The sequence below is a fragment of the Amycolatopsis sp. NPDC043887 genome (genome assembly GCF_056435665.1).
The window spans coordinates 268,997-295,782 of the sequence record NZ_JBWKEB010000001.1; the positions used below are offsets into that span (position 1 = coordinate 268,997).

At 68.7% G+C, this 26,786-nt stretch carries 27 protein-coding genes; 11 read left to right on the forward strand and 16 right to left on the reverse strand.

What is annotated here, in order from left to right; all coding sequences use genetic code 11:
- Positions 1–19 precede the first annotated feature (19 nt).
- Positions 20–1,636, forward strand: coding sequence for an alpha/beta hydrolase (locus AC069H_RS01420; protein ID WP_478224011.1), 1,617 nt, complete (start codon positions 20–22; stop codon positions 1,634–1,636).
- Between the two features lie 217 nt (positions 1,637–1,853).
- Positions 1,854–2,129, forward strand: coding sequence for a helix-turn-helix domain-containing protein (locus AC069H_RS01425; RefSeq protein ID WP_340687212.1), 276 nt, complete (start codon positions 1,854–1,856; stop codon positions 2,127–2,129).
- Here AC069H_RS01425 and AC069H_RS01430 read toward each other — a convergent pair.
- From AC069H_RS01430 to AC069H_RS01485, 12 genes are all read right to left on the reverse strand, one after another.
- Positions 2,126–2,701, reverse strand: coding sequence for an EndoU domain-containing protein (locus AC069H_RS01430; protein WP_478224010.1), 576 nt, complete (start codon positions 2,699–2,701; stop codon positions 2,126–2,128). The genes AC069H_RS01425 and AC069H_RS01430 overlap by 4 nt on opposite strands.
- A gap of 76 nt (positions 2,702–2,777) precedes the next feature.
- Positions 2,778–4,025, reverse strand: a complete 1,248-nt coding sequence (locus tag AC069H_RS01435) for a DUF6297 family protein (RefSeq protein WP_478230995.1) — start codon at positions 4,023–4,025, stop codon at positions 2,778–2,780.
- Positions 4,019–4,624, reverse strand: coding sequence for an ABC transporter ATP-binding protein (locus AC069H_RS01440; RefSeq protein WP_478224008.1), 606 nt, complete (start codon positions 4,622–4,624; stop codon positions 4,019–4,021). The genes AC069H_RS01435 and AC069H_RS01440 overlap by 7 nt, the downstream gene beginning before the upstream one ends.
- Positions 4,621–5,493 (reverse strand): LLM class F420-dependent oxidoreductase, encoded by an 873-nt coding sequence (locus AC069H_RS01445; protein WP_478230996.1) that lies wholly within the window; start codon positions 5,491–5,493, stop codon positions 4,621–4,623. The genes AC069H_RS01440 and AC069H_RS01445 overlap by 4 nt, the downstream gene beginning before the upstream one ends.
- Before the next feature lie 85 nt (positions 5,494–5,578).
- Complete coding sequence (locus AC069H_RS01450) at positions 5,579–7,402, reverse strand: phosphoenolpyruvate carboxykinase (GTP) (protein ID WP_478230997.1); 1,824 nt, start codon at positions 7,400–7,402, stop codon at positions 5,579–5,581.
- A 407-nt stretch (positions 7,403–7,809) separates the two neighbouring features.
- Complete coding sequence (locus AC069H_RS01455; protein ID WP_478224005.1) at positions 7,810–8,529, reverse strand: DUF6802 family protein; 720 nt, start codon at positions 8,527–8,529, stop codon at positions 7,810–7,812.
- Positions 8,530–8,638: 109 nt separating this feature from the next.
- Positions 8,639–8,824 (reverse strand): hypothetical protein, encoded by a 186-nt coding sequence (locus AC069H_RS01460; RefSeq protein WP_478230998.1) that lies wholly within the window; start codon positions 8,822–8,824, stop codon positions 8,639–8,641.
- Positions 8,821–10,662: a dynamin family protein gene (locus AC069H_RS01465; protein WP_478230999.1), complete on the reverse strand. Its 1,842-nt coding sequence runs from the start codon at positions 10,660–10,662 to the stop codon at positions 8,821–8,823. The genes AC069H_RS01460 and AC069H_RS01465 overlap by 4 nt, the downstream gene beginning before the upstream one ends.
- Complete coding sequence (gene grpE / locus AC069H_RS01470; RefSeq protein ID WP_478224002.1) at positions 10,659–11,144, reverse strand: nucleotide exchange factor GrpE; 486 nt, start codon at positions 11,142–11,144, stop codon at positions 10,659–10,661. Before grpE ends, AC069H_RS01465 begins: the two co-directional genes overlap by 4 nt.
- 39 nt (positions 11,145–11,183) lie before the next feature.
- Positions 11,184–11,840 (reverse strand): TetR/AcrR family transcriptional regulator, encoded by a 657-nt coding sequence (locus AC069H_RS01475; protein ID WP_478231000.1) that lies wholly within the window; start codon positions 11,838–11,840, stop codon positions 11,184–11,186.
- Positions 11,837–12,316 carry a YqeB family protein gene (locus tag AC069H_RS01480; protein ID WP_478224000.1) on the reverse strand — a complete coding sequence of 160 codons (480 nt, stop codon included), beginning with the start codon at positions 12,314–12,316 and terminating at the stop codon, positions 11,837–11,839. Before AC069H_RS01480 ends, AC069H_RS01475 begins: the two co-directional genes overlap by 4 nt.
- Before the next feature lie 128 nt (positions 12,317–12,444).
- Positions 12,445–13,968, reverse strand: coding sequence for a dynamin family protein (locus AC069H_RS01485; RefSeq protein WP_478231397.1), 1,524 nt, complete (start codon positions 13,966–13,968; stop codon positions 12,445–12,447).
- Positions 13,969–14,161: 193 nt separating this feature from the next.
- On the opposite strand from AC069H_RS01485, the gene AC069H_RS01490 reads away from it, so the two are divergent.
- The 3 genes from AC069H_RS01490 (at position 14,162) to AC069H_RS01500 (ending at position 16,503) form a co-directional block, all read left to right on the forward strand.
- A complete protein-coding gene (locus AC069H_RS01490) occupies positions 14,162–15,355 on the forward strand; it encodes a sensor histidine kinase (RefSeq protein WP_478231398.1) in 1,194 nt (397 codons plus the stop codon).
- The gene (locus tag AC069H_RS01495) at positions 15,352–16,008 is read left to right on the forward strand and encodes a response regulator (RefSeq protein ID WP_034314242.1); all 657 of its coding nucleotides are present in this window, start codon (positions 15,352–15,354) and stop codon (positions 16,006–16,008) included. The genes AC069H_RS01490 and AC069H_RS01495 overlap by 4 nt, the downstream gene beginning before the upstream one ends.
- Before the next feature lie 81 nt (positions 16,009–16,089).
- The gene (locus AC069H_RS01500; protein ID WP_478223999.1) at positions 16,090–16,503 is read left to right on the forward strand and encodes a VOC family protein; all 414 of its coding nucleotides are present in this window, start codon (positions 16,090–16,092) and stop codon (positions 16,501–16,503) included.
- Positions 16,504–16,942: 439 nt separating this feature from the next.
- On the opposite strand, the gene AC069H_RS01505 is transcribed toward AC069H_RS01500, so the two are convergent.
- The gene (locus tag AC069H_RS01505; RefSeq protein ID WP_478223998.1) at positions 16,943–17,854 is read right to left on the reverse strand and encodes an SDR family NAD(P)-dependent oxidoreductase; all 912 of its coding nucleotides are present in this window, start codon (positions 17,852–17,854) and stop codon (positions 16,943–16,945) included.
- Complete coding sequence (locus AC069H_RS01510) at positions 17,855–18,433, reverse strand: TetR/AcrR family transcriptional regulator (protein WP_478231001.1); 579 nt, start codon at positions 18,431–18,433, stop codon at positions 17,855–17,857.
- Positions 18,434–18,623: 190 nt separating this feature from the next.
- Here AC069H_RS01510 and AC069H_RS01515 point away from each other — a divergent pair, with 190 nt between their 5' ends.
- The 6 genes from AC069H_RS01515 to trmB all read left to right on the forward strand — a co-directional run bounded on the left by AC069H_RS01515 (position 18,624) and on the right by trmB (position 23,576).
- Entirely contained in the window at positions 18,624–19,562 is a 939-nt protein-coding gene (locus AC069H_RS01515; protein ID WP_478231002.1) for an ABC transporter ATP-binding protein, read from the forward strand.
- A gap of 28 nt (positions 19,563–19,590) precedes the next feature.
- Complete coding sequence (locus AC069H_RS01520) at positions 19,591–20,322, forward strand: ABC transporter permease (RefSeq protein ID WP_340687228.1); 732 nt, start codon at positions 19,591–19,593, stop codon at positions 20,320–20,322.
- A gap of 149 nt (positions 20,323–20,471) precedes the next feature.
- The gene (locus AC069H_RS01525) at positions 20,472–21,389 is read left to right on the forward strand and encodes an ABC transporter ATP-binding protein (protein WP_340687229.1); all 918 of its coding nucleotides are present in this window, start codon (positions 20,472–20,474) and stop codon (positions 21,387–21,389) included.
- Positions 21,386–22,138, forward strand: coding sequence for a hypothetical protein (locus AC069H_RS01530; protein WP_478223995.1), 753 nt, complete (start codon positions 21,386–21,388; stop codon positions 22,136–22,138). Before AC069H_RS01525 ends, AC069H_RS01530 begins: the two co-directional genes overlap by 4 nt.
- Before the next feature lie 158 nt (positions 22,139–22,296).
- Complete coding sequence (locus AC069H_RS01535) at positions 22,297–22,848, forward strand: hypothetical protein (protein ID WP_478224449.1); 552 nt, start codon at positions 22,297–22,299, stop codon at positions 22,846–22,848.
- Positions 22,849–22,892: 44 nt separating this feature from the next.
- The gene (trmB, locus tag AC069H_RS01540; protein ID WP_478231399.1) at positions 22,893–23,576 is read left to right on the forward strand and encodes a tRNA (guanosine(46)-N7)-methyltransferase TrmB; all 684 of its coding nucleotides are present in this window, start codon (positions 22,893–22,895) and stop codon (positions 23,574–23,576) included.
- Between the two features lie 219 nt (positions 23,577–23,795).
- Here the strand turns inward: trmB and AC069H_RS01545 are convergent, their stop codons facing one another.
- Together AC069H_RS01545 and AC069H_RS01550 are read right to left on the reverse strand one after the other, a co-directional pair.
- Positions 23,796–26,045, reverse strand: a complete 2,250-nt coding sequence (locus tag AC069H_RS01545) for an FtsX-like permease family protein (protein ID WP_478231003.1) — start codon at positions 26,043–26,045, stop codon at positions 23,796–23,798.
- Entirely contained in the window at positions 26,045–26,740 is a 696-nt protein-coding gene (locus tag AC069H_RS01550) for an ABC transporter ATP-binding protein (protein ID WP_395882136.1), read from the reverse strand. The genes AC069H_RS01545 and AC069H_RS01550 overlap by 1 nt, the downstream gene beginning before the upstream one ends.
- Positions 26,741–26,786: the final 46 nt, after the last annotated feature.

Here is a 26,786-nt window from a genome sequence, read left to right on the forward strand (position 1 = left end):
AAGATCAAAGGGGCATCGGATGAAGAAACTCCGCTATGCGGTGGTGATCCCGGCTGTCGCCGGCACCATGCTGGCCGGGTTCACGCCTGCGTTCGCAGGGCCGGAGGCTGCCGGGCAGCAGCCGCTGAACTCCACCAACATTCCGGCGAAGTACGCGGACCAGAAGCTGGACTGGCACAAGTGCACCGCCAGTGAGCTGCCGTCCGCGCCGCCTCCGGGGGCCGAGAACATCGAGTGTGCGACCTACCGCGCGCCGCGTAACTGGTACAAGACGAACGAGAACATCGACCTGACGATCGCCGTCAGCCGCCTCGCCGCCACCAGCGGCAAGGCGACGGCCAGCGTCATCACGAACCCGGGTGGCCCCGGCGCTCCGGGCCGTAACTTCCCGGCCCGTCTGCGTAACCAGACGAAGCTGCGCGTGAACCAGGAGATCATCGGTCTCGACCCGCGCGGCACCGGCAAGAGCACGAACATCACCTGCGGCAACGCGATCGGCACCGGCTCGGACCTCGACCCGCGCGACCGCAGCCGGGCGAACCTCAACCTGATCCTGGACGCCACCAAGTACGCGGCGGACTCCTGCCAGGTGAAGTCCGGCGAGCTCGGCCCGCTCATCAACACCGCGCAGACCATCCGCGACATCGACCTGCTGCGGGTCCTGCTGGGCCGCGACAAGATCAACTGGGTCGGCTACTCGGCGGGCACCTGGATGGGCGCGCACTACGCGCAGCAGTTCCCCACCCGGACCGGGCGCTTCCTGCTCGACTCCGCGACCGAGTTCACCACCACCTGGCAGAACTCGTTCGACTGGCAGCCGCTCGGCTTCGAGCGCCGCTGGCGCCAGGACTTCCTGCCGTGGATCGGCAAGTACGACAAGGTCTACGGCTTCGGCAAGACCGGTGAAGCCGCACGCCAGACCTACGAGAAGGTGCGCTTCGCGCTGACGCAGAACCCGGTCGAGGTGGACGGCGTCCCGGTGTCTGCCAACGCCCTCGACTCGACCATCGCGTCGTACCTTTACAACAAGCGCAACTTCACGGCACTCGCCGACTACTTGGTCAATCTGAAGACGCTGACCGAGGGCACCTCGACGCAGCAGCAGAAGGCCACGGCCGCGCAGAAGGTCAAGGCGGAGACGGTGGACGGTGACGGCGTCATCGGCCCGCAGCCGCTGTTCGTCCCGACCGACGGCGACTCCTACAACGCCAGCTTCTGGACCATCCCCTGCAACGAGGGCAAGTGGACCGGCAACCGGCAGAGCGTCATCCGTCAGTCGCAGAAGCTGATCGACCGCGATCTGCCGCTGCTCGGCGCCGGCTGGCTGATCCAGCCGTGCATCTTCTGGAAGAACAAGCCGGTCGACCTGCCGAAGCTCGACGGCCGCGGTGTCCCGCCGGTGCTGATCGTCCAGTCGGTGAACGACCCGGCGACCCCGCTCGAGGGCGCGACCCGTGCGCACCGCGCGTTCGCCGGCTCGCGGATGATCACCGTGACCGGTGAGGGTGACCACGGTATCTACGCCGGCGGCAACGCGGGTGTGGACAAGGTCGTGGAGGACTACCTCGTCGACGGCAAGGTGCCGAACGACCAGAGCCTCCCCGGACTCCCACTTCCGGTGCCCGCGGGCGCCTGAAGCCACTAGGGATTGTGGCCCCGTCGAGTTTCGGCTCGGCGGGGCCCTTTTCTAGGGGTTGTCCACGACCTGTGCACAGAGTTGTCCACAGGCTGGGGGTAACTCGGTGGGGACAACTCGGTCGCCTGGACGGAACTCGCGTGATCGGAGCCGTAACTCGCGTGACTGAAGGCGGATCTCGCGTGCGCCTGGCCGTACCGGTATTAGTATTGGCGCCATGGTGCGAGTGCCGTTGACGGACGAGGAACGCGAACGCGGCGAGCGGCTGGGGCTGGCGCTCCGGGACGCGCGCGCGGCGTCGTCGCGGAGCATGGTCGAGGTCGCGGCCGAGGCCGGGATCTCGGTCGAGACGCTCCGGAAGATCGAGACCGGGCGGATCCCGACGCCCGCCTTCTTCACGGTGATGGCGATCGCGGACGCCGTCGGGCTGCCGCTGGACGTGCTGCGAGCGGCAGCCGAGCACGGCACCTCACAGGTCGCGGAAGCGAGTTAGGGGCGCAGGGCGGCCAGGGCGTGTGCCCGGTCGTTCAGGTAGAGGAAGCCGTCGATCGGCAGGTCGAAGCTGTTCAGCAGGCTTTCCAGCGTGGCGTATTCGTCCACGCCCAGCCGCAGGTTCTCGTTCATCGCGTGCGCGACGAGGACGTCGGCCAGTTCTTCCCACTCACCCGACCAGTGCAAGGTGCGGTAGAACGCCAGGACGTCCGGCGCGATCCGGCCGGAGATCTGGTCGAGCAGGCTGTCGCCGAAGAAGCTGATCCGGCCGGCGGCCAGGTCGGCGACGGTCGGGTTCGCCGGGTCGGCGGCGGTGTCTGGGTTGCGGACCACGCCGGGGCCCGCCACCGGATAGCCCGTCTTGACGTGGCCGTTGTCCTCGACCAGCACGATCAGGTGCACGCCGTACCGTTCGCCGGCGCACCGCCAGCGGCCGTTGTGGAGTCTGACGCGGGGTTCGCTCGGATCGTTCGCGACGTCCTTGATCACCGCGATGATCTGCTCGTCGGTCCAGCCCGCGGGGAACTCGCTGGTCGCCCGCCGCCCCTTTCCCGGTGCGTGCCCGCCGCCCACTCGTGCTCCTTTCGTCGCATCGAGGGTAACCCGCGTTCGGAGTATTCGAATGATCCGAACGCGGGAACGGGTGACCTCAGGCGATCACGCTGAGCAAGACGGCACCGACGACGAGCACATCGACTCCCCGCAGGGCCTGGAATCCGGCCGCTCCGCCGCTGACGTCGTAGTTCATCGGCGGCCGGGTCGCCGTCCGCGACGCGGCGACGACGGCGAGCGGGATCGCCAGCCACACCGGCCAGTCTGGGACCGCTCCGAGCGTCAGCGTCACCAGGCCGGCCAGGAGCCCCCAGGCGAGGCCGAGCAGCGCGACCACCAGGCCGTTGACCAGCCGCAACTCCCAGTCGGACGCGCCGAGCCAGCGCCTGCGGCCGGGGTTGCGCCACAGTTCGCCGAGCCCGCCGACGAACGGCACGAGCGCCGCGTACGCGCCGAGCGCGAACAGCGGCGCGACCGGGATGGCCGGAAAGGCCAGGTGCGCGACGCCGACCAGGCACGCGATCACCACACTGGCCGCCGCGTAGCGCATCCGGCCGAGCACCCCGGCCCACGCGAGCCGCAGCGTCGTCGGCCCCCGCAGCGACAACCACGGCACCGGCTTCGATTCCGGGATCAGCAGCATGGGATCCATGAAGACCGCGGCCATCGCCCGCAGGAGTCGCGCGTTCCAGCCGTCGACGAGTTCCTGACGCCCGGCCCCGGACATCGGCTCGCCACCGAAGGCCACCGCGACCGCCACCACGAACAACGCGCCCGCCAGCACCTCGACGGCGATCGGGCCCCACCCCGCGACGGCGACCGCCAGGCCGGCCATGGCGAGCACGACCGGCGCGAGCGTCTCCCCGCGGATCGCCGTCCGCCGCGCGGTGACCGCCGCCAGGATCGCCCCGGAGGCCGTCAGCGCCGACATCGCGATCCACACGTCCTTCGAGCCGCCGCCGATCGCGGTGACCAGTGCCCCGGTGTAGCCGACCACCAGGACCAGCGCGAACCAGAGCGTCCACATCCGCTTGACGACGACACGGCGCCGGTCGACGCGGGCGAAGTCCATCCATGTCAGCGCCGCCGGCTCGGCCCAGACGAAGCCGCGGCGCAGCAGGCCGCGCCAGAACATCGCGCACAGCACGATCAGCAGCCCGAACACCGCCGGGAAGTCCACAACGGACTGTCCAAAAAGGAAATCCCGGAGCTTCGGCAGGTTCTGGAAGGCGGTGAACAGCGCGCCGAAACCGAACAGTGCCAAGAAGGTCTGGTAGTCGCCGTTGAACAGGCCGCCGAATCGCTGTCGTCCGGGGACGTGCGTGGGCGCTTTCGTGGTCACCACAACTCAAGCGTGGAGTCGGCCGCTTCGAGCAGCGGGGGATGGTGCGTGGCCACGACGACGGCCGCCCTGGCCTCGGTCGACCGCTTGATCAACGACGTCAGCCACTCCTTCCCGGCGGCATCGAGCGCCCGCTCGGGCTCGTCGAGCAGCAGGACGTCGTGCGGCCGCGCCGTCGCACCGAGGAGCAGCAGACGACGGCGTTGCCCGGCCGAGAACTTGCCCGCCGTGACCTTCGCGCGTTCCGATAGGCCCGCGTCCGCCAGGAGCGCGTCGAAATCGCCGAGCTCGGCGCCGAACGAGCCCTCCAGCAGTTCGAGATGCTGGAGCGGAGTCAGCTCGGCGAAGAAGTCGGAATCGTCGAACAGCACGGAAACCTTGCGGCGGAAGGAAACATCGCGTTCGTCGGGCTTACCGCCCGCGACGACGACGCGGCCCCGCTGCGGGGTCTGCGTTCCGTACAGGCACCGCAGCAGGGTCGACTTCCCGACCCCGTTGGGGCCGACGATGACGGCACATTCGCCCGCCTCGACCTCGAAATCGAGTCCGTCGAACAGCCAGTGCTCCCCAGCCTGGACGCCGAGCCCGCGTACGTCGATCATTGGCCGCGCAACGACTCGATCACCGGTGCGAGCGCGTCCATGTTGTGCTCCAGCACGGTGAAATAGGTGAAACCGAATCGCTCGCGGTGGGCAAGGATCTGTTCGGCGATCTGCTCGTGGGTGCCGACGAGAGCCGTCGGAAGTTCGGCGAGCTGGTCGACGGTGAGGTTGCCTTCGAGCAGCTCTCGCAGGCTCTCCAAACCCTTTCGCCGGTCTTCGACCACGGCGACGAAATGCGAGAGGATATTGAATTCGGCAGCGCGGCCGTTCAGTTTTCCGCGGACGAAGTTCACTCGCTCTTCGATTCCGGCGGCGTCGTCGACGGCGAGCGCGCCGCCGTCGGGAACGGCCGCCGTGCCGGTGAATCCGATGATGTCGGCGTGTTCGGCGGCGAGGGTGAGCAGCCTGTCGCCGCGTCCGGCGATCATCAGCGGCGGACCCGGCTTCTGCACCGTCGGCGGTTTGTGGTTTACGTCGGCATAGAGACGCTTGAGCTCTTTGATGGTGTTTTCGAGGTGGTCGACGCGTTTTCCGGCGCGGGGGAACTCCATACCCGCCGCTTCGAATTCGGCTTTCACGTAACCGGCCCCCAGGCCGAGCTCCAGCCTGCCCTCGGTGAACTGGTCCGTGCCGGTGACGTCGCGGGCCAGCAGCACCGGGTTGTAGAAGGCGGTGTTGATGACGAAGGTGTTGAGCCGAGGGCGGCTCGTCACCTCGGCGGCGAGCACGAGGGCCGGGAACGGCGGTGCCATGCCGAGATGGTCGGCCGCGCCGATCACGTCGAATCCGAGGTCCTCGGCCTTGCGGCACTTCTCGACCCACGCCGCACGGCTCTCCGGGACGACCATGTTGACGCCGAATTTGACCATGCGGCCACGGTACCGAGAGCGAAAGAAGAAGGCCTCATCCCCGGGAATGACTCCGGGGATGAGGCCCACTCCGACGTTCGGACGATCAGCCGAGACGCTGCTTGAGCGCCTCCAGTTCGTCACGCAGCGACGACGGGACCTTGTCGCCGATCTTCTCGAACCACTCCTCGATGAGCGGCAGTTCCTGGCGCCACTCTTCGGCGGAGACGTCGAGCGCGGCCTGGATGTCGGCCAGCGGCTCCTTGAGGCCGTCGGTGTCGAGGTCCTCGGCGTTCGGAACGAAACCGACCGGGGTCTCCTTCGCGTTGCCCTTGCCCTCGACGCGGTCGATGACCCACTTCAGGATCCGCGAGTTCTCGCCGAAGCCCGGCCACAGGAAGCGGCCGTCGTCGCCACGGCGGAACCAGTTGACGTAGAAGATCTTCGGCAGCTTGTCCGCGTCTGCGTTCTTGCCGAGGTCCAGCCAGTGCTTGAAGTAGTCACCGGCGTGGTAGCCGAGGAACGGCAGCATGGCCATCGGGTCGCGGCGCACGTTTCCGACCGCTCCGGCGGCGGCCGCGGTGGTCTCCGACGACATGGTGGCGCCCATGAACACGCCGTGCTGCCAGTCGCGGGCCTCGTTCACCAGCGGGACCGTGGTCTTGCGGCGGCCGCCGAACAGGATCGCCGAGATCGGCACACCCTGCGGGTCGTCCCACTCGGGCGCGAGGATCGGGCACTGCGACATCGGCGTGCAGTAGCGCGAGTTCGGGTGCGCGGCCTTCTCTTCCGACTCCGGCGTCCAGTCCTGCTTCTTCCAGGAGGTGGCGTGCGCGGGCTTCTCGCCCATGCCCTCCCACCAGACGTCGCCGTCGTCGGTGAGCGCGACGTTCGTGTAGACCGTGTTGCCCTTTTCGATGGTGCGCATCGCGTTGGGGTTGGTGTGCCAGTCGGTGCCCGGCGCGACGCCGAAGAAGCCGAACTCGGGGTTCACCGCGTACAGGCGGCCGTCCTCGCCGAACCGCATCCACGCGATGTCGTCACCGAGGGTCTCGGCGCGCCAGCCGGGGATGGTCGGCTGCAGCATGGCGAGGTTGGTCTTGCCGCAGGCGCTCGGGAACGCCGCCGCGACGTAGTGGACCTTGTCCTCGGGCGAGATCAGCTTGAGGATCAGCATGTGCTCGGCCAGCCAGCCCTCGTCGCGGGCGATGACCGAGCCGATGCGCAGCGAGTAGCACTTCTTGCCCAGCAGCGAGTTGCCGCCGTAGCCGGAGCCGTAGCTCCAGATCTCACGGGTCTCGGGGAAGTGCGAGATGTACTTGGTGGTGTTGCACGGCCACGAGACGTCCTCCTGGCCCGGCTCCAGCGGCGCGCCGACGGAGTGCAGGGCGGGGACGAACTCGCGCTCGGTGCCGTCCTCGGTGACGAACTTGTCCAGCGCGGCCTTGCCGGCGCGGGTCATCACGCGCATGGAGGCGACGACATAGGCGAAGTCGGTGATCTCGATGCCGAGCTTGGGGTCCTCGGCTCCGAGGGGGCCCATGCAGAAGGGGATCACGTACATCGTGCGACCGCGCATGCATCCGCGGTACAGCTCGGTCATCGTGGCCTTCATCTCGGCCGGGTCCATCCAGTTGTTGGTGGGACCGGCGTCCTCTTCGTTCTGCGAACAGATGAAGGTGCGCTCTTCGACGCGGGCGACGTCATTCGGGTCGGAAGCGGCCCAGTACGAGTTGGGCTTCGCGTCGAGCTGCACGAACGTGCCGGCCGAGACCAGCTCGGCGTTGATCCGCGCGGCCTCTTCGTCGGACCCGTCGACCCACACCACGCGGTCCGGAGTGGTCAGTTCGGCGACCTCCCGGACCCAGGACAGCACGCCACTGTGCGTCGTCGGCGCATTTTCCAGTCCAGGGATGGCGACTGCGGTCATCTCTACTCCTGACTTCCGACGGCAGAAGCCCACATCGGGAACGACGCTGTTCCGATGCGGGCTTCGATGCCGGCGACCGAATGGCTTCGCACACCGGCGGGAAAGCCGGTGTGCAGGTTTTGGGATTCCCCGAGAGTAGCCGGATGACCGGCAGGTAACCGAGAGCTGACCTGTCGGTTCTCTCACAAGAACGATAAGGGAATCGATTCAGTATCACCGGAATGGGCCATACGCAGAAATTCTTCCGGTGATCGACGGCACAAGCGCGAGGCGCGCGAAGGACGAATCGGACATGAGAAAGCCCGGTACGAGGTGCCGTACCGGGCTGTTCTGTGACCAGGATTACAGGAATTGGCGCTTCGAATTGGCCTGAACCATTCTTGTATTGGTCCAGGCCATTTCCGGAATCAGTTGGGGCTGATCCACTGGCCGGTGGCGGAATCGATCTTCGCCACACCTTCGAGTGTTTCGGTGCCCGCGCCACCCCAGGCCGCGTCGCCCGCCGGGTCGCCTTCGGTCGCCGGGACGGTCGCGAAAGCCGCGCCGATGTCGTTGTTGACCACGCCGCTGCCGACCTCGGTCCACTGGCCGGGCCCGGTGTGCTCGTAGGTCTTGGAGTTGCCGGAGGCGTCGGTCTCGACCGCGATGTCGGCGCTGCCGTCGCCGTCCTTGTCGGTGAAGGCGATCGTGCGGCCGTCCTCCGTCTGGACGACGGCGGTGTCGGGGGTTCCGTCACCGTCGGTGTCGATGGTCGGCGGGCCGACCTCGACGTCGCCGCTGGGCATGTCGGCGTGCATGGTGCCGCTGGTGCCCGCGTCGGAACCGTCGTCGTTGCCGCCGCCACCCGCTTCGACCCAGGAGCCGGAGGCCTCGTCGTAGACGGCCTCCTGGACGACCTTGCCGTTCTCGTCGAGCACCGCGTACTGGTCGGCTTCGCCGTCGCCGTCGGTGTCGACGAACGCTTGGCCGGTGCCGTCCTCGTGCTGGATGACCGCGGCGTCGTTGACGCCGTCCTTGTCGAGGTCGTAGTTGAGCTCGGCCTGGTACTCCTCGCCGTCAACGTGGACAGTGACCGCCTCCGTGGAGCCAGTCTCGGTGTCCGTGCCGCCGCTCTCGTCGACCCACATGGGATAACCCCCTCGTTGACCTGCTGGTGTGTCGAAGCTTATGACTCACCGTAGGCCGGTTCGGTTCCGGTCCACAACAGGACCACCCGCCTGAACCGTCCGGAGCGGGTCACTTCGACAGATGGTCGATCGCCGGAGCGATCACCACGCCGACGAGGAGGACCACCCCGACGATGAGGATCACCACCGCCACGATGGCGAGGAGCACCCGCAGGATCAGCTTCTTGCGGCCCTGAGGGTCACGGGCCATTTCGCTCAGCCGCCGCAGCTTCGCGAGTTGCGGGGGAAACGTCACGCTTGATTGTCGCGCAGTGACCGAATGCGACCGAGCAGGGCCTCAGCGCGGTCTCGGCCGTCCGAGACGTCCTTCAGGCGCTTCGCCACCACTGAGATCTTCTTCGCCCGCTCCTGCGCGCCCATCTTGATCGTCTTGTCGACTTCCTTCAGCTCCGCCTCGATCGCGTCGATGCGGCGGCCGAGGGCTTCGTCGAGCGCCATCGACAGCTGCTGTTCGGCCTCGATCAGCTGCTCCGCGACGAGCTGGTCCAGCGTGGACCGCGCGTCGGCGATCGCCTCGACCAGCCATTGCTTCATATGCTGCTTGTCCGACGCGTGTTTGCGGGTCCGCGCCATCCACCAGCCGGCGCCGAGGCCGATGATGATCGTGGCGGGCAGGATCACCGGGTTCAGGATCGCGACCCCCGCCAGCGGCAGCGCGGCGACCTTGCCCGCGCCGAGGCCACCGGAAACCCCCATGAAGATGAGCAGTTTGTCCTCGGCGGTCGGCGGTTTCTTGTCCGGCGGGCGCAGCACGACCGGCGGGCCGCCCGCCCTGGCGAACTGGCCGCGGATGATTTCGAGCTCTTCGGGCGAGAACAGCTCCGAAAGCGCGACGTTGGTGACCTGGTTGAGCCGCTGCGAGAGCAGCATCGAGATCCGCTGCGACGTCGTCTGCAACGCGATGTCGACCTGCTGGGGCAGCGCGGCGAGGGCGTCCCGTTTCGCGCCGTCGATCAGCTGCCGGAAATGCGTCGACGCGTCGCGCATCTGCCTGCTGGTCTCGTGCCCGACCTCGACGCGGGTCCGCTGGATCTCCGCGCGCAGTTTCAGTTGCCAGCCCCGCGTCGAAGACCGGCGTTCGGTGGTCAGGTCGTCACGACGCTGGCGCAGCTGTTCGGCTTCGGCCTCACCGGCGGACAGCGCGCGGCTTTCCGCCTGAAGCTTCGCCTTGAGCTCGCCGAGCGCGCTCGACAGCGCGCGCAGGGTGTTGGCCTCGCCCAGCATCGCCGAGCGGCCGACCAGCATCTCCTGCAACGCGCCCTGCAACGCGGCGATCCCGGCCTTCTCGCGCAGCATCGTGGCCATCTGCTCGTTCGGGGCCTTGGCCGCCGTCTCGAACATGCGCGCGGAAACCGGGTGGAACACCGCGTCGGCGAACCGGGGGGCGTGCTCGGCGAGCAGCCGCCGGTCGGCTTCGAGGACCTCGCGCCAGCCGCGGAACTGGTCGGTCTTGGTCAGCGCGAACAGCACGGTCTCGACGCGTTCGCCCATGTCGTGCAGGAATTGCAGCTCCTGAGAGGTGAACGGCGAGGAGGCGTCCACGACGAACAGCAGCGCGGTGGCGCCGGCGGCGGCCTCCTTCGCGAGTTCACCGTGCATCGAGTCGAGCCCGCCGACCCCGGGAGTATCCACAATGGACACTCGTTCGAGCAGCGGGACCGGGCCGGAGACCTCGACGTAACGCGGCGGGATCTGCCCTTCCGGCAGTTCGTGCGCGGCCGAAACCCAGTGGATCAGATCGTTGAGGTTGATCGGCACCGGCGCCAGCTGGCCCGGATAGCAGGCCTGCGCGGACCACTGCTCGGCGTGCTCGAAGACGAGATACGTCGCGGTGGCGACGTCGGCGTCCACAGGAGACAGTCCCGGCATGGACAGGAGGGCGTTCACGAGCGAGCTCTTGCCGCGGTTGGTCTCGCCGACCACCACGACCGACGGCTTCTTCGGCCGCGCCTTCCGGATGTCCTCGACCCACTTCGCGGCCTGAGGATCGGCTTCGCGGACGACGGTGAGCAGTTGTTCGCGCGTGCTCTTCACGACCGCCGGAAGATTCGCCGCAGCGCTCGGAGCGGTCACAGGGCCTTCTTCGCGTAGACGATGACGATCGGCGCGCGCAGGACCCGCTCGTGATCGGCGAAACCGACCACCTCGGTCTCCGCGACGAGCCCTTCGAGCGCCGGATCCTCGGTCGCGACCGCGCCGCCCGCCTCGTGCACGGCGGGATCGAACCGCTCACCGTCCGGGCGCAGGGCACGGACGCCGATCCCGGCGAGACCGTGTTCGAGCCGCTCGACGACGCCGCCGCTGCGGGCGCGATCGAGGGCGTACAGGCACAGCTGGATCAGCGCCTGCCTGTCGGCGAGAGCCTGTTCGAGGTCGGCCGGACCCGTGGTCGTGGACTCCACATCGGTCTTCGACGCGGCTTCGACGGCCTCGGTTCCCTCGGTCGGCGAAGTCTCGCCGACCGCTTCGGCGATGATCGCCGCCGAGATCTGACCGGTCGGCACGTCGTCCGGATTCACGTCTTCGACCGCCTTCTTGCGCAGCCAGGCACCCACCCGAATCGACCCCCGTAACTGGTGTCCCGGGCCTACCGATCAGCCCGGGGAGATTTCACCAGTGTCGGGCAAGTGCCCGCCAGCCGGGGGCGGAATCGGCAGAACGGGACGGAGGAATCTGGTGATCAGCTCCTTCATCACCGCGAGTTCCGCCGCCGGATCGAGGTCCGGCTCCAGAATCACGCGGGAAAGCGGCGCGTCGACCAAGGCGACGAGCCAGCTGGCCACCGTCTTCGGATCGAAACCGGGATCGATCCGGCCCGCGTCCACCGCCCGCGTCACCAGGCCGACGAGACCGTCGCGCAGTGCGCGGTCGTTGCCCTGGATGAGCCTGGCCAGATCGGCGTCGCGGGAACACTGCGCCGCGACCTCGAGGACGAGCTTGGCGATGACAGGGTGCAGAAGCTGTTCCGATACGTGGGTGATGACCTGGAGGATGGCTTCCCCCGGATCCTCGATCTGTTCGGCGGCCGCGAGCAGGGCCGCGGTCTCGTCGGCGTCCTGCTCGAAGATGCCGACGAACACCGCGCGCTTGTTCGGGAAGTAGTGGAAGAGGCTGCCGGTGCTGATCCCCGCGGCGCGGCAGATCTCCGCCGTCGTCGTCTTCTCGAAGCCCTTCATCGCGAAGCAGCCCGCGGCGGCGTCGAGGATGGCTCGGCGTTTCGCCTCGTGCTTGGCCGGGTCGACCGTCCTCATTTCACCGCCGGCGGCTCGTCAAGCCACGGGTAGCCGTGGTCGAGGAAGGCCTTGGCGACGGCCTTGCGGTCGACGTCGCCCTTCTGCCGCACCAGTTCCCGGCCGTCGGCGGCGAGCAGGACCAGCTCCTTGCCGTCGAGGAAGACGGCTTCCAGCTGTGCTTCGTACGCGCGGCTGCGGCCCTTGGTGGTCAGCGTGATGCGGGTCGGCGTCACCTTGACGATCAGCCGCTCGTGCGCCCAGACCGCGGCGAAGAACAGGCCGAGGGCCAGGCCGACGCCGATCCCGGTGACCATGCCCCATGGCCGCGGCATGTCCGAGACGAGCTGGAAGGGGCCCTTGAACGGGACCCAGCTCAGGGACGCCACCCAGCCCGAAATCGACTGGAGGAACCAGCCCAGCGCGGCGCCCGCCAGCGGACAGCCGACCCAAGAGGCCGTGCGCAGCCACTGGGGCTCGTCGACGATCGTTTCCATGCGCCCATTATTAGACCGAGCGCTCGGTTTATCAATCCGCGCATTTAGTCGACTACTTGCCTGGAGGCCTTCCGGCGCCTGACCGCGGTCGGGGCAAGTAGTCGACTAAATGCGCGGATCGCGGGAGGTCAGTCGCGGATCTGCTGCCAGATGAGGAAGTACGCCCGGTGCACGACGTGCGCGACGCGGCTCTGGGCGGGCGTCGCGCCGAAGGACGCGAAGGAGCGCCACCAGCCGGCACGCTCCAGAGCGTGGGCCGCCAGCTCGACGCGCGGAGCACCCGGCTTGCCGAGCTGGGCGCCGATGTCGGCGTTGCTGCCGACCCGCAGGACCTCCTCGGACAGATCCTCGGGCATGTCGACGGCGCCGGACGCGACCAGCGTGAGCGCTTCGAGCAGCCGCAGCTGGTGTGCCTCGGGCTTGGCGAGCAGGACCTCGATCGCGTCGTGGACGCGCTGCCGTTCGGCCGGGTCGCCGGACGCGTGGGCCAGCGCGGTGACCGAAGCCAGCGCGGCGGCGGCCTTGATGCCGTCGGCCCGCGCGGCGAAGACGATGCTCAGCCGCTGGCGGACGGCTTCGAGCCCGGAGGCGTCGAGCAGCTTCCGCCGCAGCGAGCCCGCGGTGATCTCGGGTTCCTTGCGGATCGCCTCGACGGCGTACCGGACGCCGAACAGGTCCAGCTTCTCCAGCAGCCGCAGCCGGGTGCCCGCCGCGACGTCGCATTCCCAGCTGGTGAAGATATCCGCCGAGATCAGCATGGTCTCGAGGATGTCGTCGTCCATCTCGGCCAGCTGGCGCAGCGCTTCGGCGTCGGGCGAGGTGAACCCGCCGGACTCGGCAGACTCCGCGATCAGCCCGATCACCGGCAGCACGTCCGCGACGCGGGGCTTCAGCGTCGCGGCCTGCTTCTCCGAGAGCAGCGTCGCGGCCTTCCACACGTCGCCGCCCGAGCCTTCGACCGACTCGGGCGCGATGGTGTCCGCCTTGTTGAGCACCGCGATCGCGTTGACCGGGCCCGCCTCGCGGCTCGCGGTCGCGGCGGTGAACGCGGCGAGCGCCTGCTGGTCGTCGGCTCGCACGCCCTGGGTGACCACGTAGAGCACGGCCTCGGCGCCCGCGACGGCGTTGCGCGAGGTGTCGTCCAGCTCGTCGGAGCCTTCTTCCTCCTCGTCACCCTCGTCGGGCTTACGGTGCTTCGCCGCGCCCAGCAGCTCCTCGGTCCGCGACACCGAAGCGGCGTCGAGTGAGCCGAGGCCCGGGGTGTCGATGACGGTCATGCCCTGCAGGACCGCGTTGGTGAGGTACGCCTCGATATGCGAGACCTTGTCGATGTCGATGCCCAGCTCGGCCGGGATCATCCCGTCGGCGGAGAAGGGCAGCACCTGTTTGCGGCCGTCGGTGAAGACGATCTCGACCCGGTCGACCGTGCCGTACTGGAACCTGGTCACCAGCCGGGTGCACTCGCCGACGTCGGTCGGCGCGACCCGGCGCCCGATCAGGGCGTTGACCAGGGTGGACTTCCCCGATTTGATCCGGCCCGCGACGGCGACCTGCAGCGGGCCGCCCAAGCGCCGCAGCACCTCGGCGAAACCGGCCGCGGTCCGCGCGGACACCTGGGGCTGGAGGCGGTGGCAGAGGTTCGCCACCGACATCGACAGCGGGCCGGCGAGACGGCCCTGCTCCGTCGCTGAGGTCACGGTGCCCACCCCTCCCAGTCGTCGAGCACACCGAGGGAATCGTGCCATGCCGCTCATCCTCGGGTCGCACCGAAGGTGGTACCGGCGACCGACGCGCGAGCGGCACCGGCCGACATAGTGTTACCAGGTGCGACGGTTGAGCCTCTGGATGCGTGCCCACCCCATGGCGGGGGACAGTCTCATCGCCGTCGTCCTCCTGCTGACCGACCTGCTGCTCTACGTGGCCGCGGTCGAGACGCCGGAGGTCCCGATGCCGCCCTGGTACGTGACGGTTCCGCTGGACATCGCGATGGTCGCCCCGCTGGTCTTCCGGCGGAAGGCGACGCTGTGGTCGGCGTACCTGGTGCTGCTGATCGGCATCCCGCACAGCGCGCTGGAACTCGGCGCGGCGAGCGGGCTGGCGATGATGATCAGCATCTACTCGGTGCTGGTCTACGTCGGACGCAAACAGGGCCTGCTGTACCTGGTGATCACGCTGGTCACCTCGGCGCTCCAGCTGTGGGCCGACCCGCCGGAGGACATCTGGGTGCTGGCGATCATCGGCGTCTTCTCCAGCGCACTGTGCTGGACGCTCGGCGAGTTCGCCGGCGCGAGGCGCGCCTATCACGAGGAGGTGGAAGCCAGGTTGCATCTACTTGAGACGGAACGGGACCAGGCGACCAGGATCGCCGTCGGCGAAGAACGCGGACGGATCGCCCGTGAGCTGCACGACGTCGTCGCGCACGCGGTGAGCGTGATGGTCGTGCAGGCCGACGGCGCGTCCTACGCGGTCGACGGGAATCCCGAGATGGCGAAACGGGCCTTGCAGACGATTTCGGAGACCGGCCGCGGCGCGCTCGCCGAGCTGCGGCGGCTGCTGGACGTGCTCCGCAGCGACGGCGACGACGAGCCGCGCGTGCCGCAGCCGGACGCCAGCGCGCTGACCGACCTCGCGGACCGGATACGCCAGGCGGGGGTGCCGGTGACGCTGGCGATCGGTTCGGACGCGCTCGCCGGGCTGCCCGCCGGGGTGTCCCTCGGCGTGTACCGGATCGTGCAGGAGTCGCTGACGAACACGCTGAAACACGCCGGCCAGGGCGCGCAGGCCGAGGTGGTGGTGCGGCGGGAGGCGGACGTGATCGACGTCAAGGTCACCGACGACGGCGCCGGCCGCGCGAAACAGCTGGTGCCCGCGGCGGCGAAGCACGCCGCGCCGCCGCGAAAACTCGCCGTCCCCGGTGGGAACGGATTGATCGGAATGAGGGAACGGGCGAACGTCTTCGGCGGCACGCTGGAGGTCGGGCCCGCCCCCGGTGGAGGGTGGCAGGTGCACGCGAGGCTCCCGGTTAGGTTGGCGACGTGATACGGGTGGTGGTCGTCGACGACCAGGAATTGATGCGCGTCGGGTTCCGGATGGTCCTGGGCGCGCAGGCCGACATCGATGTCGTCGGCGAGGCGGGTGACGGCGCGCAGGCCATCCGCCTGGCGGAGGAACTGCGGCCCGACGTCGTGCTGATGGACGTCCGGATGCCGGTGCTGGACGGGGTCGAGGCGACGAAGCGGATCGTCGAGGCCGGGACGGCGCGGGTGCTCGTGATGACGACGTTCGACCTGGACGAGTACGTCTATTCGGCGTTGCAGGGCGGGGCGAGCGGGTTCCTGCTGAAGGACACGCAGCCGGATCACCTGGTGTCGGCGCTGCGGGCGGTCGCTTCGGGCGACGCCGTGGTCTCGCCGTCGGTGACCCGGCGGCTGCTCGACCGGTTCGTCGGCGGCGGCGGGAAGCCCCTGCGGGACGCGGCCGAGCTGGACGTCCTCACCGAACGGGAGCGGGAGGTGCTCGTGCTGATCGCGAAGGGCCTTTCGAACCTGGAGATCGCCGAGACGCTGTTCCTGTCCGAAGCGACGGTGAAGACGCACGTCGGGCGGATCCTGTCGAAGCTGGATCTGCGTGACCGGGTGCAGGCCGTGGTGCTCGCCTACGAGACCGGGCTGGCGCGTCCCGGGGTCACCTGAGAAGTCCTCGGAAAAGTGGTCATTCGGTGAGCACTTTGGGGCGGATCCTTGTCTTCAGAGCCACTACCTGAGGAGAAGGAAATGCTGCGAGGTCTCACCACCACCACGTTCTACGCCGACGACATGACCGCCGCGATCGAGTGGTACTCCGATCTCTTCGGGATCGAGCCGTACTTCGTCCGCAACGGCCCCGACGGGACGCCGGCGTACGTCGAGTTCCGGATCGGCGACTACCAGCACGAGTTCGGCCTGGTCCGCGGCGACTTCCGGCCGTCGATGGCCCAGCCCGGCCCCGGTGGCGCCATCGCGAACTGGGCCGTCGACAACGTCGAGGACGCCTTCGCGAAGCTGCTCGAGAAGGGCGCGAAGGAGTACGAGCCGGTCATAGAGCGCGGGCCTGGCTTCGTGACCGCGTCCGTCGTCGACCCGTTCGGCAATGTCCTCGGCGTCATGTTCAACCAGCACTACCTGGACGTGCTGGCCGGGAAGAAGTAGTGAGGGTAAGGCAAACGTGGGGTGTCCGTGAGGGCCTCCTCCCCTACCCGGAAAGCCAGGCTCCCCGCGAAGTCGGATAGCTGCGGTGGTCGTGAGTGGCGATTCGGGTTCTATTGAGGGGTCAGTCAAATGTGGCGTGACCCTGGACTGGCCGACAGGAGTCAGCCGCGCTCTTCAGCGTCCGCAAGGGACGCTTTCCGGCGACGAAATGCCTGCTTCAAGGCCATATGCCCGTTTTGACGAGGACACTGACCCCGCAGAAACTGTCCCTTATGGACAGTCGGGAAGGTGTCTCTTCGGCGAGTCCCGCTCCTGCCGCCAACTCCGGCACGCCACGTTTGCCCTTACCCCTCAATAACCCGAATCGCCACTCACGACCCCCTGACCCTGAAAGCAGGGAAGGAGGCCCTCACGGCGTGGTTTTCATGGGGGTCGGGTCTCAGCGGTACAGGGCGTGCTCCGCCGTCTCCGGATCCTTGCCCGCGTCCCGGACTTCGGCCATCCACTTGCCGAAGTCGGGGCGTGAACCGTCGACGTCGGTCAGGCCGTACTCGTTCATCAACGTCCACGACGCGAGCGTCCTGCCCGCGAACCGCGCGACCTCCGGGTCGGTCGCCAGCTTCGCGACACCCCGCCCGAGCAGCGCCGGAGTCTCCGAGATGGCGAAGTCGACCGGAGCGGACTTGCCGACCGCGTCCCGCCACGTCTCCTCGGTGACCCCGAAGTGGTCGAGCATGGCTTCCGAACGCAGGAAGCCCGGCGTGACGGTCATGCCGACGCAGTCGTACTTCTTCAGTTCGGCGCCGAGCGCCCTGCCGATCGCGCGGATCCCGCATTTCGCGAGAAAGTACGGGATCCCCGCGCCGACGTACTCGTCGTGGTCGCCGTCGGTGACCTCGATGACGAGCCCGCCCTCGCGCCGCACGACCAGCGGAAGCAGCCGGTGCAACGCGATCAGATGCGTGTCGATCGCGTTGTGCACCAGCGTGAGCGCGTCGTCGAGACTGGAGTCCCAATACGCCCCCTCGAAATCCGCGAACTGGTCGCCGCCCCAGACGTCGTCGACCAGGACGTCGATCCGGCCGTCCACTTCGGACTCGATCCGCGCCCTCAGCGCGTCCACATCGGACACCACGGTGAAGTCGGTCCGGACGGGGATGCCCCGCCCACCCGCCGCGTCGACGAGCTCCGCGGTGTCTTCGATCGTCTCCGAACGCTTCATCGGCGACTGGTGCTCCCGCGTCGTGCGGCCGGTGACGAACACCGTCCAGCCGAGCCTGCCGAGCTCCACCGCGATCGCGCGGCCACATCCCCTGGTCGCCCCCGTGACCACGGCCACTTTCCGGTCCATTCAGGACTCTCCTTTCCACGCGGTCAGCACCGCGTCCACGTCTTGCCCCATCCGATCGGTGATCCGGCCCTTCGGCCGGATCGACCAGTCCAGCGCGGCCCCGTTCGCCACCCCCAGCAGCACCCGCGCCGCGCGGACGACACCCGGCGCGCCCGGCAGGTCACGCGCCGCGACGCGCGTCAGCCGCCGTAATTCCGCTTCCACGGCGGTGAAATGTTCACCCAGCAGGGCACGCAGCTCCGGGTCGCCGATGTCCACGCCCAGCTGCCCGAGATGGTTCGCCGCCGTCTCCGCGTCGCCCAAACCCTCGTAGACCACGACGACCGCCGCGCGCAGCGCCTCCACCGGATCGGCCAGCTCGCCGCATTCCCGCATCCGTCCCACGACGGACCGCGTGTTCGCCCGGCTCAACGCCAGCAGAAGACCGTTCTTCGAACCGAACCGCTGGGCGACGGTGCCGACCGCGACACCGGCCTCCGCCGCCACCTGGGCCAGCGTGAAACCCGGGCCGACCATGCCGATCACGGTCCCCGCCGCTTCCAGCAGTCGTTCGTCGGTGATGCTGCGGGGTCTCGCCACGTCATTATTGAATCACGGTTCATTAATCCTGGCGAATCAGGGTCACTCTCAGGGGTATCACCGATCGCGTACGCCGCCGGAAGACGGCAAGCTACCTCTCAGGTCGGGTACCAGGTTGGCACCTCAGGATGACGCGCTCGGCCACCCACATGGACGACGATTGTTCTCGCAGTCGCCGAGGGGAGCAGACATGATCGAGGCAGAAGGCCTCACCAAGCGGTACGGCAGGACACTGGCGGTGAACGACCTGTCCTTCTCCGTCGCGGCGGGGGAGGTCACCGGCTTCCTCGGCCCCAACGGGGCGGGCAAGTCGACGACCATGCGGATGATCCTCGGCCTGGACAATCCGACGTCGGGCCAGGTGCGTATCGGGGGCAAGCTCTACCGCGAACTGAAGGACCCGCTGCGGACGGTCGGCGCACTGCTGGACGCCAAATGGGTGCACCCCAACCGGTCGGCGCGGGCGCATCTACAGTGGATGGCGCGGTCCAACAAGATCCCGGCGGGCCGGGTCGACGAGGTGCTCGAGATCGTCGGGCTCACCAGCGTCGCCGGGAAGCGCGCCGGCGGTTTCTCCCTCGGCATGTCGCAGCGACTGGGGATCGCGGCGGCCCTGCTGGGCGACCCGGAGGTCCTCCTCTTCGACGAGCCCGTCAACGGCCTCGACCCCGAGGGCATCCTCTGGATCCGGAAGTTCATGCACCGGCTGGCCGACGAAGGCCGCACGGTCTTCGTTTCCTCGCACCTCCTTTCGGAGATGGCGCTGACCGCGAGCCACCTGGTCGTGATCGGCAAGGGGCGCCTGATCTCCCAGTCCTCAACCGAGGACTTCGTGGCGCGGGCCGCCGAGAACACGGTCAAGGTGCGGTCGCCGCAGCTGCCCGCGTTGCGCGCCGCGCTGACGCAGGCGAGCGCTCAGGTCACCGACGCCGACCGAGCGCTCGTGGTGTCCGGTTTGGACAGTGAGAAGATCGGCGAGATCGCCGCGGCCAACCAGATCGTGCTGCACGAGCTCAGCCCGCAGACCGGCTCCCTGGAGCAGGCCTTCATGCAGATCACCGGCGACTCGGTCGAATACCACACCGGTCTCGAAGCCGAAGCCGCCGAAGTGGTCACCGCCGCCCAGTAGCCGCTCACTCTTCTGAGGAATTGAAGCCATGACTCTGCTCGCCGTGGAACGCATCAAGCTGTTCACCACACGCTCACCCTGGTGGTGCGCGTTGATCACCCTCGCGGTCGTGATCGGCTTCGCCGCCATCTTCGCCGGCGCCGCGCCATCGGGGGAATTCACCGACGTCGGCATGTCCCAGTTCGGCTACGTCTTCGGGATGACCGTGGTCATGGTGCTGGCCGCGCTTTCGGTGACCACCGAATACCGCTTCGGCACCATCCGCACCACCTTCCAGGCCGTGCCGAACCGCCGCGCCGCGCTGCTGGCGAAGACCGGCGTCGTCGCGATGCTCTCGCTGGTGATCGGCGAGATCGCCGCGTTCGGCGCCTGGGCCCTCGCCTCGATCATGCGGCCGGAGGATCTCGCGCTGAACACCGGCGCGGAGTGGATCAGCGTCGCCGGGGTCGGCCTGGTGTTCGCCCTCGCCTCGGTGATCGCGGTCGCCGTCGGCATCCTGATCCGGCAGAGCGCCGGCGCCATCTCGCTCCTGCTGATCTACACCCTCGCGGTCGAGAACCTGATCCAGCTCATCCCGAAGATCGGCAAGGACATCTACGACTGGATGCCGTTCCACGTCGCGGACCGGTTCCTCACCGGCTCGGGCCCCGCGGCGGCGGAAGCGCCGTTGAGCCAAGCCGGGTCGCTCGCCTACTTCGCCGGTTTCGCGCTGGTGCTGCTGGTCATCTCGCTGGTCGTCGCGGACAAGCGCGACGCGTAAGGACTTCCACAGGGGAGAAAGCCGGATGTCTCGCTCGGGGGAGTGAGGCATCCGGACGGGGAGAAAAGGGGAACAAGGACCGGGCCGCCTATCGGGGGGCAGCCCGGTCCTTTCCCGCGTAATGTCGGAACCCACTGGAGGGAGGGCTGATGATCGAGGCCACCGGACTCACGAAACGCTACGGCGACAAGCTCGCCGTCGACGGACTTTCCTTCACCGCCGAAGCGGGCCGGGTGACGGGATTCCTCGGCCCCAACGGGGCGGGGAAGTCCACCACCATGCGGATGATGCTCGGGCTCGACAACCCGACGTCGGGCTCGGTGACGATCGACGGCATGGCCTACCGCGAGCTGCGTGATCCACTTCGGACGGTCGGCGGCATGATCGACGCCACCTGGCGGCATCCCGGCCGCACCGCCCGCGAGCACCTCCGGTGGATCGCCGCGACGAACGGCCTGCCCGACAAGCGCGTCGACGAGGTACTCCGGCTGGTCGGGCTCGACTCGGTCGCCCGCAAACGGGCCGGGCAGTTCTCGCTCGGGATGTCGCAGCGGCTCGGGATCGCCACGGCGCTGCTGGGCGACCCCCGGGTGCTGCTGTTCGACGAGCCGGTCAACGGGCTCGACCCCGAGGGCATCGTGTGGATCAGGAAGCTGATGCACGCGCTCGCCGCCGAGGGGCGCACCGTGTTCGTGTCCAGCCACCTGCTGCCGGAGATGGCGCAGACCGCGCAGGACCTCGTCGTGATCGGCCGGGGGAAGCTGATCTACCAGGGCACGATGGAGGAGTTCGTCGGCCGGGCGAAGGGCCTCGGCGTGCGGGTTCGCAGCCCGCATCTGCCGGAGCTGCGGACGGCGCTGACCGACAAGGGAGCCGAGTTCCGCGAGGAGGACGGCGCGCTCGTCGTGTCCGAAATGGACAGTGACACCATCGGCGAACTCGCGTTCGCCGCCGGCGCGACCCTCCACGAGCTGAAGCCGCTCGCCGGCTCGCTCGAACAGGCGTACATGCAACTCACCGCCGAAGCCGTCGAGTACGGCGCCGGCGTACCGGAGGTGGCCCGATGACCGCGGCGAACATGCTCCGCGCGGAGCGGATCAAGCTGCTGAGCACGCGCGCTCCCTGGTGGTGCGCGGCCATCGCGGTGGTGGTCGCGCTGGCCTACACCGCGCTCTTCTTCGGCTTCGTCCCGCTCGAAGGCCAGACAGGCGTCACCTCGACGCAGGTCGCCAGCGCGCTCGGCCGCACCGTGGTGCTGGTCCTCGCCATCCTCGCGGCGGCGACGGAGTTCAACTGGGGCACGATGAAGCTCACCTTCCAGGCGGTGCCGTCGCGCGTGCCCGCCCTGCTGGCGAAGGGCGCCGTCGTCGGGGTGTTCTCCGGGCTGATCGGGCTGCTGGTGGGCTTCGGCTCGTGGGCGGTCGCGTACCTGATCAAACCGGCCGCCGACCTGGGCCTGGCTTCGGGCGCCGACTGGCGTGCGGTGGCGGGTCAGGGCCTGACCTTCTTCCTGACCGGTCTGCTCGGCGTCGGCCTCGGACTGCTGTTCCGCAGCCCCGCGTTCGCGCTCGGGTTCGCGCTGGCCTGGACGCAGGTGCTCGAAGGGCTCGTCGTGCTGATTCCGAAAGTGGGCGACGACATCTACCAGTGGATGCCGTTCTTCGCGGCGAATCAGTTTTCCGGGCCGGATCTCACGGTGTCGATGTTGAAACTCGAACCGCCGCTGGGGCCGTGGGGTTATTTGGCTTATTTCGGCGGCATCTGCGTGATTGTTTATGCGGCCGGACTGATGATCACCCATCGAAGGGATGCGTGAGCTTTTACCGCGGCCAAAGGAGTTAAGTCCACGTTAAGAGGCTGTGGCTTCTCTCACACGGAGCGGACATACTGTTCGTGACCGGGCGATGCTCGGGATGAGCCTATTTCGGCTCTCGGCCCCGGAGGTGATCCTTGACGGTGGATTCCGGTCAGGGAGTGGAACGCACGATCCCGCAAGCCCGCACGGAAAGTACGCAGCCCCGGCTCGAGCCCATGCTCGACCTCGAATGGTCACAGGCGATCGAACTGCCCCGCACGGTCGCTTCCGCGACCCGGCCATCCGATATCCGCCGCGCCTGGGTACACCGCGCGCCCGAAGATCTCGTTGTCGCGCTGTACCGCGCGTCCAGCGGAATGCACGGCGAAATCCCCGCGCCGTGGTGGCTTCGCGCCGTCGTGGAAGGCAGACTCGAATCGCGGGAACTCGGTTTCCGCATCGAAGATCGGATCGCCGGTCTGCTCGGCAGGCGTCCCGGCTGGGAATTCGTCCCGTGGGCCGCGGACGGGGAATCCGGTTACTGGGAGTTCATGCCCTCTGAACGCGGAGCGTCCGGGCATTCGATCCCGACCACGGTGCTGAACACGAGCCGCCACGACGGCTGGATCGACGTTCTCCCCGCCCATTCCAGCACGACGCCGTCGCCGATCGCGGTCGCCGGATTCGCCGGGCTGCGCTCGCGGCTGGGGGAGTTCGAAGCAGTCAGGTAACCGCCGCGTTTAATGGGCTGGTGGAAAACGAGGACCAGCCACGGATGCGCAGCGTGGTCAGCTATGTCAAACGCGGCGGCCGGATGACCGTCGGGCAGCAGCGAGCCTGGAACGAACTCTGGCCGTCGCTCGGCCGCACCGTCGGCGAACTGCCCGAAGGACAGGTGGATTTCGACGACTGGTTCGGCAGGCAGGCGCCGGTGATGGTGGAGATCGGTTCGGGCATGGGCGAGACCACGTCCCAGCTCGCCGCCGCCGCGCCGGAACTCAACTACGTCGCGGTCGAGGTCTACGACCCGGGGCTCGGCCAGCTGATGTTGCGCGCCGAGAAGCTCGGGGTGAAGAACCTGCGGCTGATGCACGGTGACGCCGTCGTGCTGCTGACCTCGCATGTGGAGCCGGGCTCGCTGGCCGGGGTCCGGCTGTTCTTCCCGGACCCGTGGCCGAAGAAGCGGCACCACAAGCGGCGGATCGTGCAGCCGGAGTTCGTCTCGCTGGTGGCCTCGCGGCTCGCGCCGGGCGGCACCTTCCACATGGCGACCGACTGGGAGAACTACGCCGAGCAGATGATGGAGGTCTGTTCGGCCGAGCCGCTCCTGCGCAACCGCCATGCTGGCGAGCCCGGTGGCTGGGCGCCGCGGCCGGAGTGGCGGCCGATCACGAAGTTCGAGAACCGCGCCGACGTCGAAGGCCGGATCTCGCACGATCTGATCTTCGAGCGGGTCTGACGACGACACAGAAAGGGCCGGTCAGGACGTCCCCACGTCCCTGACCGGCCCTTTCTTCACACCCCCGCGCCTTGGAACGCCCCCTGCGCGTCCCCGGTGCCCGTTCGTCCCTCCCCCGACAGAGAGACGACCGGGCACCCGGCCCGTGGGTGGATCACCACCGACTCCACCCACGAGACCTGGCCGCCCTGGCGCCATGACGCCATTCGGGCGAACTTTTCATTCGTCGGCCAGAGGCTCCGACTGCACCCGCTTGAGCGCCGGGGTCGAGACGGATGCCCCGAGCAACGCCACCCCGATTCCCAGCACCACGGGCGCCAGCAGCCATGGGCTCAGCACGACCGCTTCCTTCTCGACCAGGCTGTAGAGCCCCATGCCGACTCCGATCCCGACCACACCCGCGCCGATGGTGGCCACCATCGCGGGCAGGGCCGCTTCCATCCGCAGCGCCCTCGACAGCACCCGGACCGGTGTCCCGGCCGCGATGAGCGCCCCGAAGGTGCGGCGGCGGTCCATCACCGAGCCCGCGGTCGCCACGGCCGCGCTGCACCCGGCGAGCACGCCGGCCGCGATCAGGCCGATCACCGTGACCCGGCGCAGGTCGCCGAGCTCCTGCTGCTGACCGATCAGGTGCAGGCCGCGGCTGCCGACCTCCTGGCCGGGGGCCGCCCCGACCAGCGCCGTCCGCACGACCTCGGCGTTCTCCGTGGTGGTCGGCACGATCACGTCGAAGCGCTCCGGCGTGACACCCGCGGGAACCAGGGCCGGGTCGATGACGATCGTGCTGGACGTGTCCTCGTCACCCTGAGGGAAGAGGTGCACGGGAGCCTTCGGATCCAGCTGCGGACCGGCCTTGTCGTACTCCGACAGCACGCGGTACTCCGCCGGGTTGATCCCGTACCTGCTGTAGATCGCGGGACCCGGCCGGCAGGAGCCGCCGATGTTCACCCGCAGGAGTTTCGTGGCGTCCTCGCAGGTCATCACGAAGGCCCGGTTCAAATTCTGGGAGCGGGTGCCCGGCTCACCGGTGGACAGGTAGACCTGCCCGACCGAGACGGCCTTCTCGGTGATCCCGTAGCGGGCGAGGGACGCGTTGGTCTGGTCGGCGATCTGCTGCGCCTGGGTCGCGTCGGATTGGGCGTAGAGGACGTTGTCCTTGAAGGTCCGGCCGCCGCCCGCCATCGACTCGAACGAGGGCAGCAGGGTCAGCGCCATCGAGCCGGTGAAGACGGCGAGCACGACACCCGCGGTGGCGCGGTAGGCGCTCTTCGGGTCGTCGCGGAGCCTGCGTCCCGCCAGCAGCGAGGCCGGTTTGCGCCAGATCCGGACGAACGTGCCGCCGACCGCCGCGGTGACCCACGGTCCGATGATCGCCGCCGACCCGACCAGCAGGAACAGGCCGAGCATCACCATCGGCAAGCTGGCGTTGTCCTGGCTGATCGCGAAGAGGAAGAAGGCACCGGCTACGGGGACCGCGAGCAGCCGCCACCAGTGCAGCGGCTTGCGGGCGTGTGCCGAAGCCGCGAACAGCGGCGTCTTCAGCACTCGGCGGATGCCGAGGACCCCGGCGAAGACGACCAGCAGCGGGATCGCGATGGCGACCGCGATGGTCGAGCCGACCGACAGGCTGAAGTCCGACGCGAGCCAGGTTCCGCCGCCCCACGGGACGAACGTCGAGAGTCCTTGGAGCGCCGGCGCCACGAGGATGCCGAGCAGCGCGCCGACCACGGCGGACAACGCCGTCTCGGCGGCGACGATCTTCGTCACCTGGCCGGGAGTCGCCCCGGCCAGCCGGAGCGCCGCCATCCGCAGCTCACGCCGGGCGGCGGTGAGCCTGGCCGAAGACGCGACGAGCACCAGGCTCGGCACGAGCAGGACGATCACACCGACCCAGGCGAGCAGTTCGAGCATCGGGTCGGGCTTCGCCGGCTTGTTGGGGAAGCCGTCCGCGGCCATCGCCGTCTTCGGCATCGACTCCGGGGTGTGGCCGACGACGGCGACCAGCTGCTCCGGATACATCAGCGATTCGGGTCCGAGCGCGTCGACGAGTTTGCCGAACCGGTCCCCGAGCTGCGCCTGCGGCGTCGACTGGATCAGTTTCCCGAGGGCGGGGGACACGATCGACTCGCCAGGTGCGGGCAGCCGCGGGATGCCCGGCGGCAGGCTGAGCATCGGCGAAGTGCCGGTCTGGGCGATGTCGACGCGGGTGATCTCGCGGTCGCCCGAGTAGTCCTTGTTCGCCGCCATCAGCAGCGGCGCCGGCCCCTGGCTCTCGCCGGACTGGGAGTAGTAGCTGCCGATGTCCTGCCAGATCGCCCGCTGGGAGCGGGCCTGCGTGGCACCGGGAAGGGAGGCCAGCAGAAGCACCAGACTGGTCGCGACGGCGACCCCGACCGCGGTGAGGATGGCCGACGTGCGGGTCCGGCGGTCGACCCGGAGCACCCGCATGGCCAGCTGGAAGCTGTTCATTACGCGGCCAACCTCGTCGCGATCAGGCCGTCCCGGATGGAGACGGTGCGCGGCATGGCCTCGGCGAGCTCGCGGTCGTGGGTCACCACGATCACGGCGGCACCGCTGTCGGCGGCCGCGGCGAGCAGCGCGTCCATGGTGGCGCGGCCGGTGCGGGTGTCGAGCGCGCCGGTCGGCTCGTCGGCGAAGATCACCTTCGGCCGGTGCGTCAGCGCGCGTGCGATCGCGACGCGCTGCGCCTCGCCACCGGAAAGCTCACCGGGGCGGCGCTTCTCCTTGCCCGCGAGGCCGAGCTTCGCCAGCCATTCGCGGCCGGCCTCGATGGATTCCTTGCGGCCCTTGCCACCCAGCAGCGACGGCAGCGCGACGTTCTCCTCGGCGCTCAGTTCCGCGACGAGCATGCCGGACTGGAACACGAAGCCGAACTCGGTGCGCCGCAGCTCGCTGCGCTTGCGCTCGTTGAGCTGGTCGACCCGCTGCCCGGCGAGGAAGATCTGCCCGGAGTCGGCGCGGAGGATCCCGGCGAGCACGTGCAGCAGGGAGGTCTTGCCCGAGCCGGAGGGCCCGACGATGGCGACCGCGTCACCCGCCTGGATGTCGATGTCGATCCCGGCCAGCGCGTGCTGCGTGCCGTACCGCTTCACCAGCCCGCGGCCCGAAAGCACCGGCTGCCCTGTCCACTGTGGATCCGCCACCGTGATTCTCCCTAGTCAGTCACTTGTGTTCTGCTTCGGGAAAGAG

Excerpts from the sequence above, each read along its gene's own strand:
- AC069H_RS01420 (WP_478224011.1), top strand. The coding sequence starts at position 20 with ATGAAGAAACTCCGCTATGCGGTGGTGATCCCGGCTGTCGCCGGCACC.
- AC069H_RS01425 (WP_340687212.1), top strand. The coding sequence starts at position 1,854 with ATGGTGCGAGTGCCGTTGACGGACGAGGAACGCGAACGCGGCGAGCGG.
- AC069H_RS01440 (WP_478224008.1), bottom strand. The coding sequence starts at position 4,624 with ATGATCGACGTACGCGGGCTCGGCGTCCAGGCTGGGGAGCACTGGCTG.
- AC069H_RS01445 (WP_478230996.1), bottom strand. The coding sequence starts at position 5,493 with ATGGTCAAATTCGGCGTCAACATGGTCGTCCCGGAGAGCCGTGCGGCG.
- AC069H_RS01450 (WP_478230997.1), bottom strand. The coding sequence starts at position 7,402 with ATGACCGCAGTCGCCATCCCTGGACTGGAAAATGCGCCGACGACGCAC.
- AC069H_RS01455 (WP_478224005.1), bottom strand. The coding sequence starts at position 8,529 with ATGTGGGTCGACGAGAGCGGCGGCACGGACACCGAGACTGGCTCCACG.
- AC069H_RS01475 (WP_478231000.1), bottom strand. The coding sequence starts at position 11,840 with ATGAGGACGGTCGACCCGGCCAAGCACGAGGCGAAACGCCGAGCCATC.
- AC069H_RS01480 (WP_478224000.1), bottom strand. The coding sequence starts at position 12,316 with ATGGAAACGATCGTCGACGAGCCCCAGTGGCTGCGCACGGCCTCTTGG.
- AC069H_RS01485 (WP_478231397.1), bottom strand. The coding sequence starts at position 13,968 with ATGTCGGTGGCGAACCTCTGCCACCGCCTCCAGCCCCAGGTGTCCGCG.
- AC069H_RS01490 (WP_478231398.1), top strand. The coding sequence starts at position 14,162 with ATGCGTGCCCACCCCATGGCGGGGGACAGTCTCATCGCCGTCGTCCTC.
- AC069H_RS01500 (WP_478223999.1), top strand. The coding sequence starts at position 16,090 with ATGCTGCGAGGTCTCACCACCACCACGTTCTACGCCGACGACATGACC.
- AC069H_RS01505 (WP_478223998.1), bottom strand. The coding sequence starts at position 17,854 with ATGGACCGGAAAGTGGCCGTGGTCACGGGGGCGACCAGGGGATGTGGC.
- AC069H_RS01515 (WP_478231002.1), top strand. The coding sequence starts at position 18,624 with ATGATCGAGGCAGAAGGCCTCACCAAGCGGTACGGCAGGACACTGGCG.
- AC069H_RS01520 (WP_340687228.1), top strand. The coding sequence starts at position 19,591 with ATGACTCTGCTCGCCGTGGAACGCATCAAGCTGTTCACCACACGCTCA.
- AC069H_RS01525 (WP_340687229.1), top strand. The coding sequence starts at position 20,472 with ATGATCGAGGCCACCGGACTCACGAAACGCTACGGCGACAAGCTCGCC.
- AC069H_RS01530 (WP_478223995.1), top strand. The coding sequence starts at position 21,386 with ATGACCGCGGCGAACATGCTCCGCGCGGAGCGGATCAAGCTGCTGAGC.
- trmB (WP_478231399.1), top strand. The coding sequence starts at position 22,893 with ATGCGCAGCGTGGTCAGCTATGTCAAACGCGGCGGCCGGATGACCGTC.
- AC069H_RS01545 (WP_478231003.1), bottom strand. The coding sequence starts at position 26,045 with ATGAACAGCTTCCAGCTGGCCATGCGGGTGCTCCGGGTCGACCGCCGG.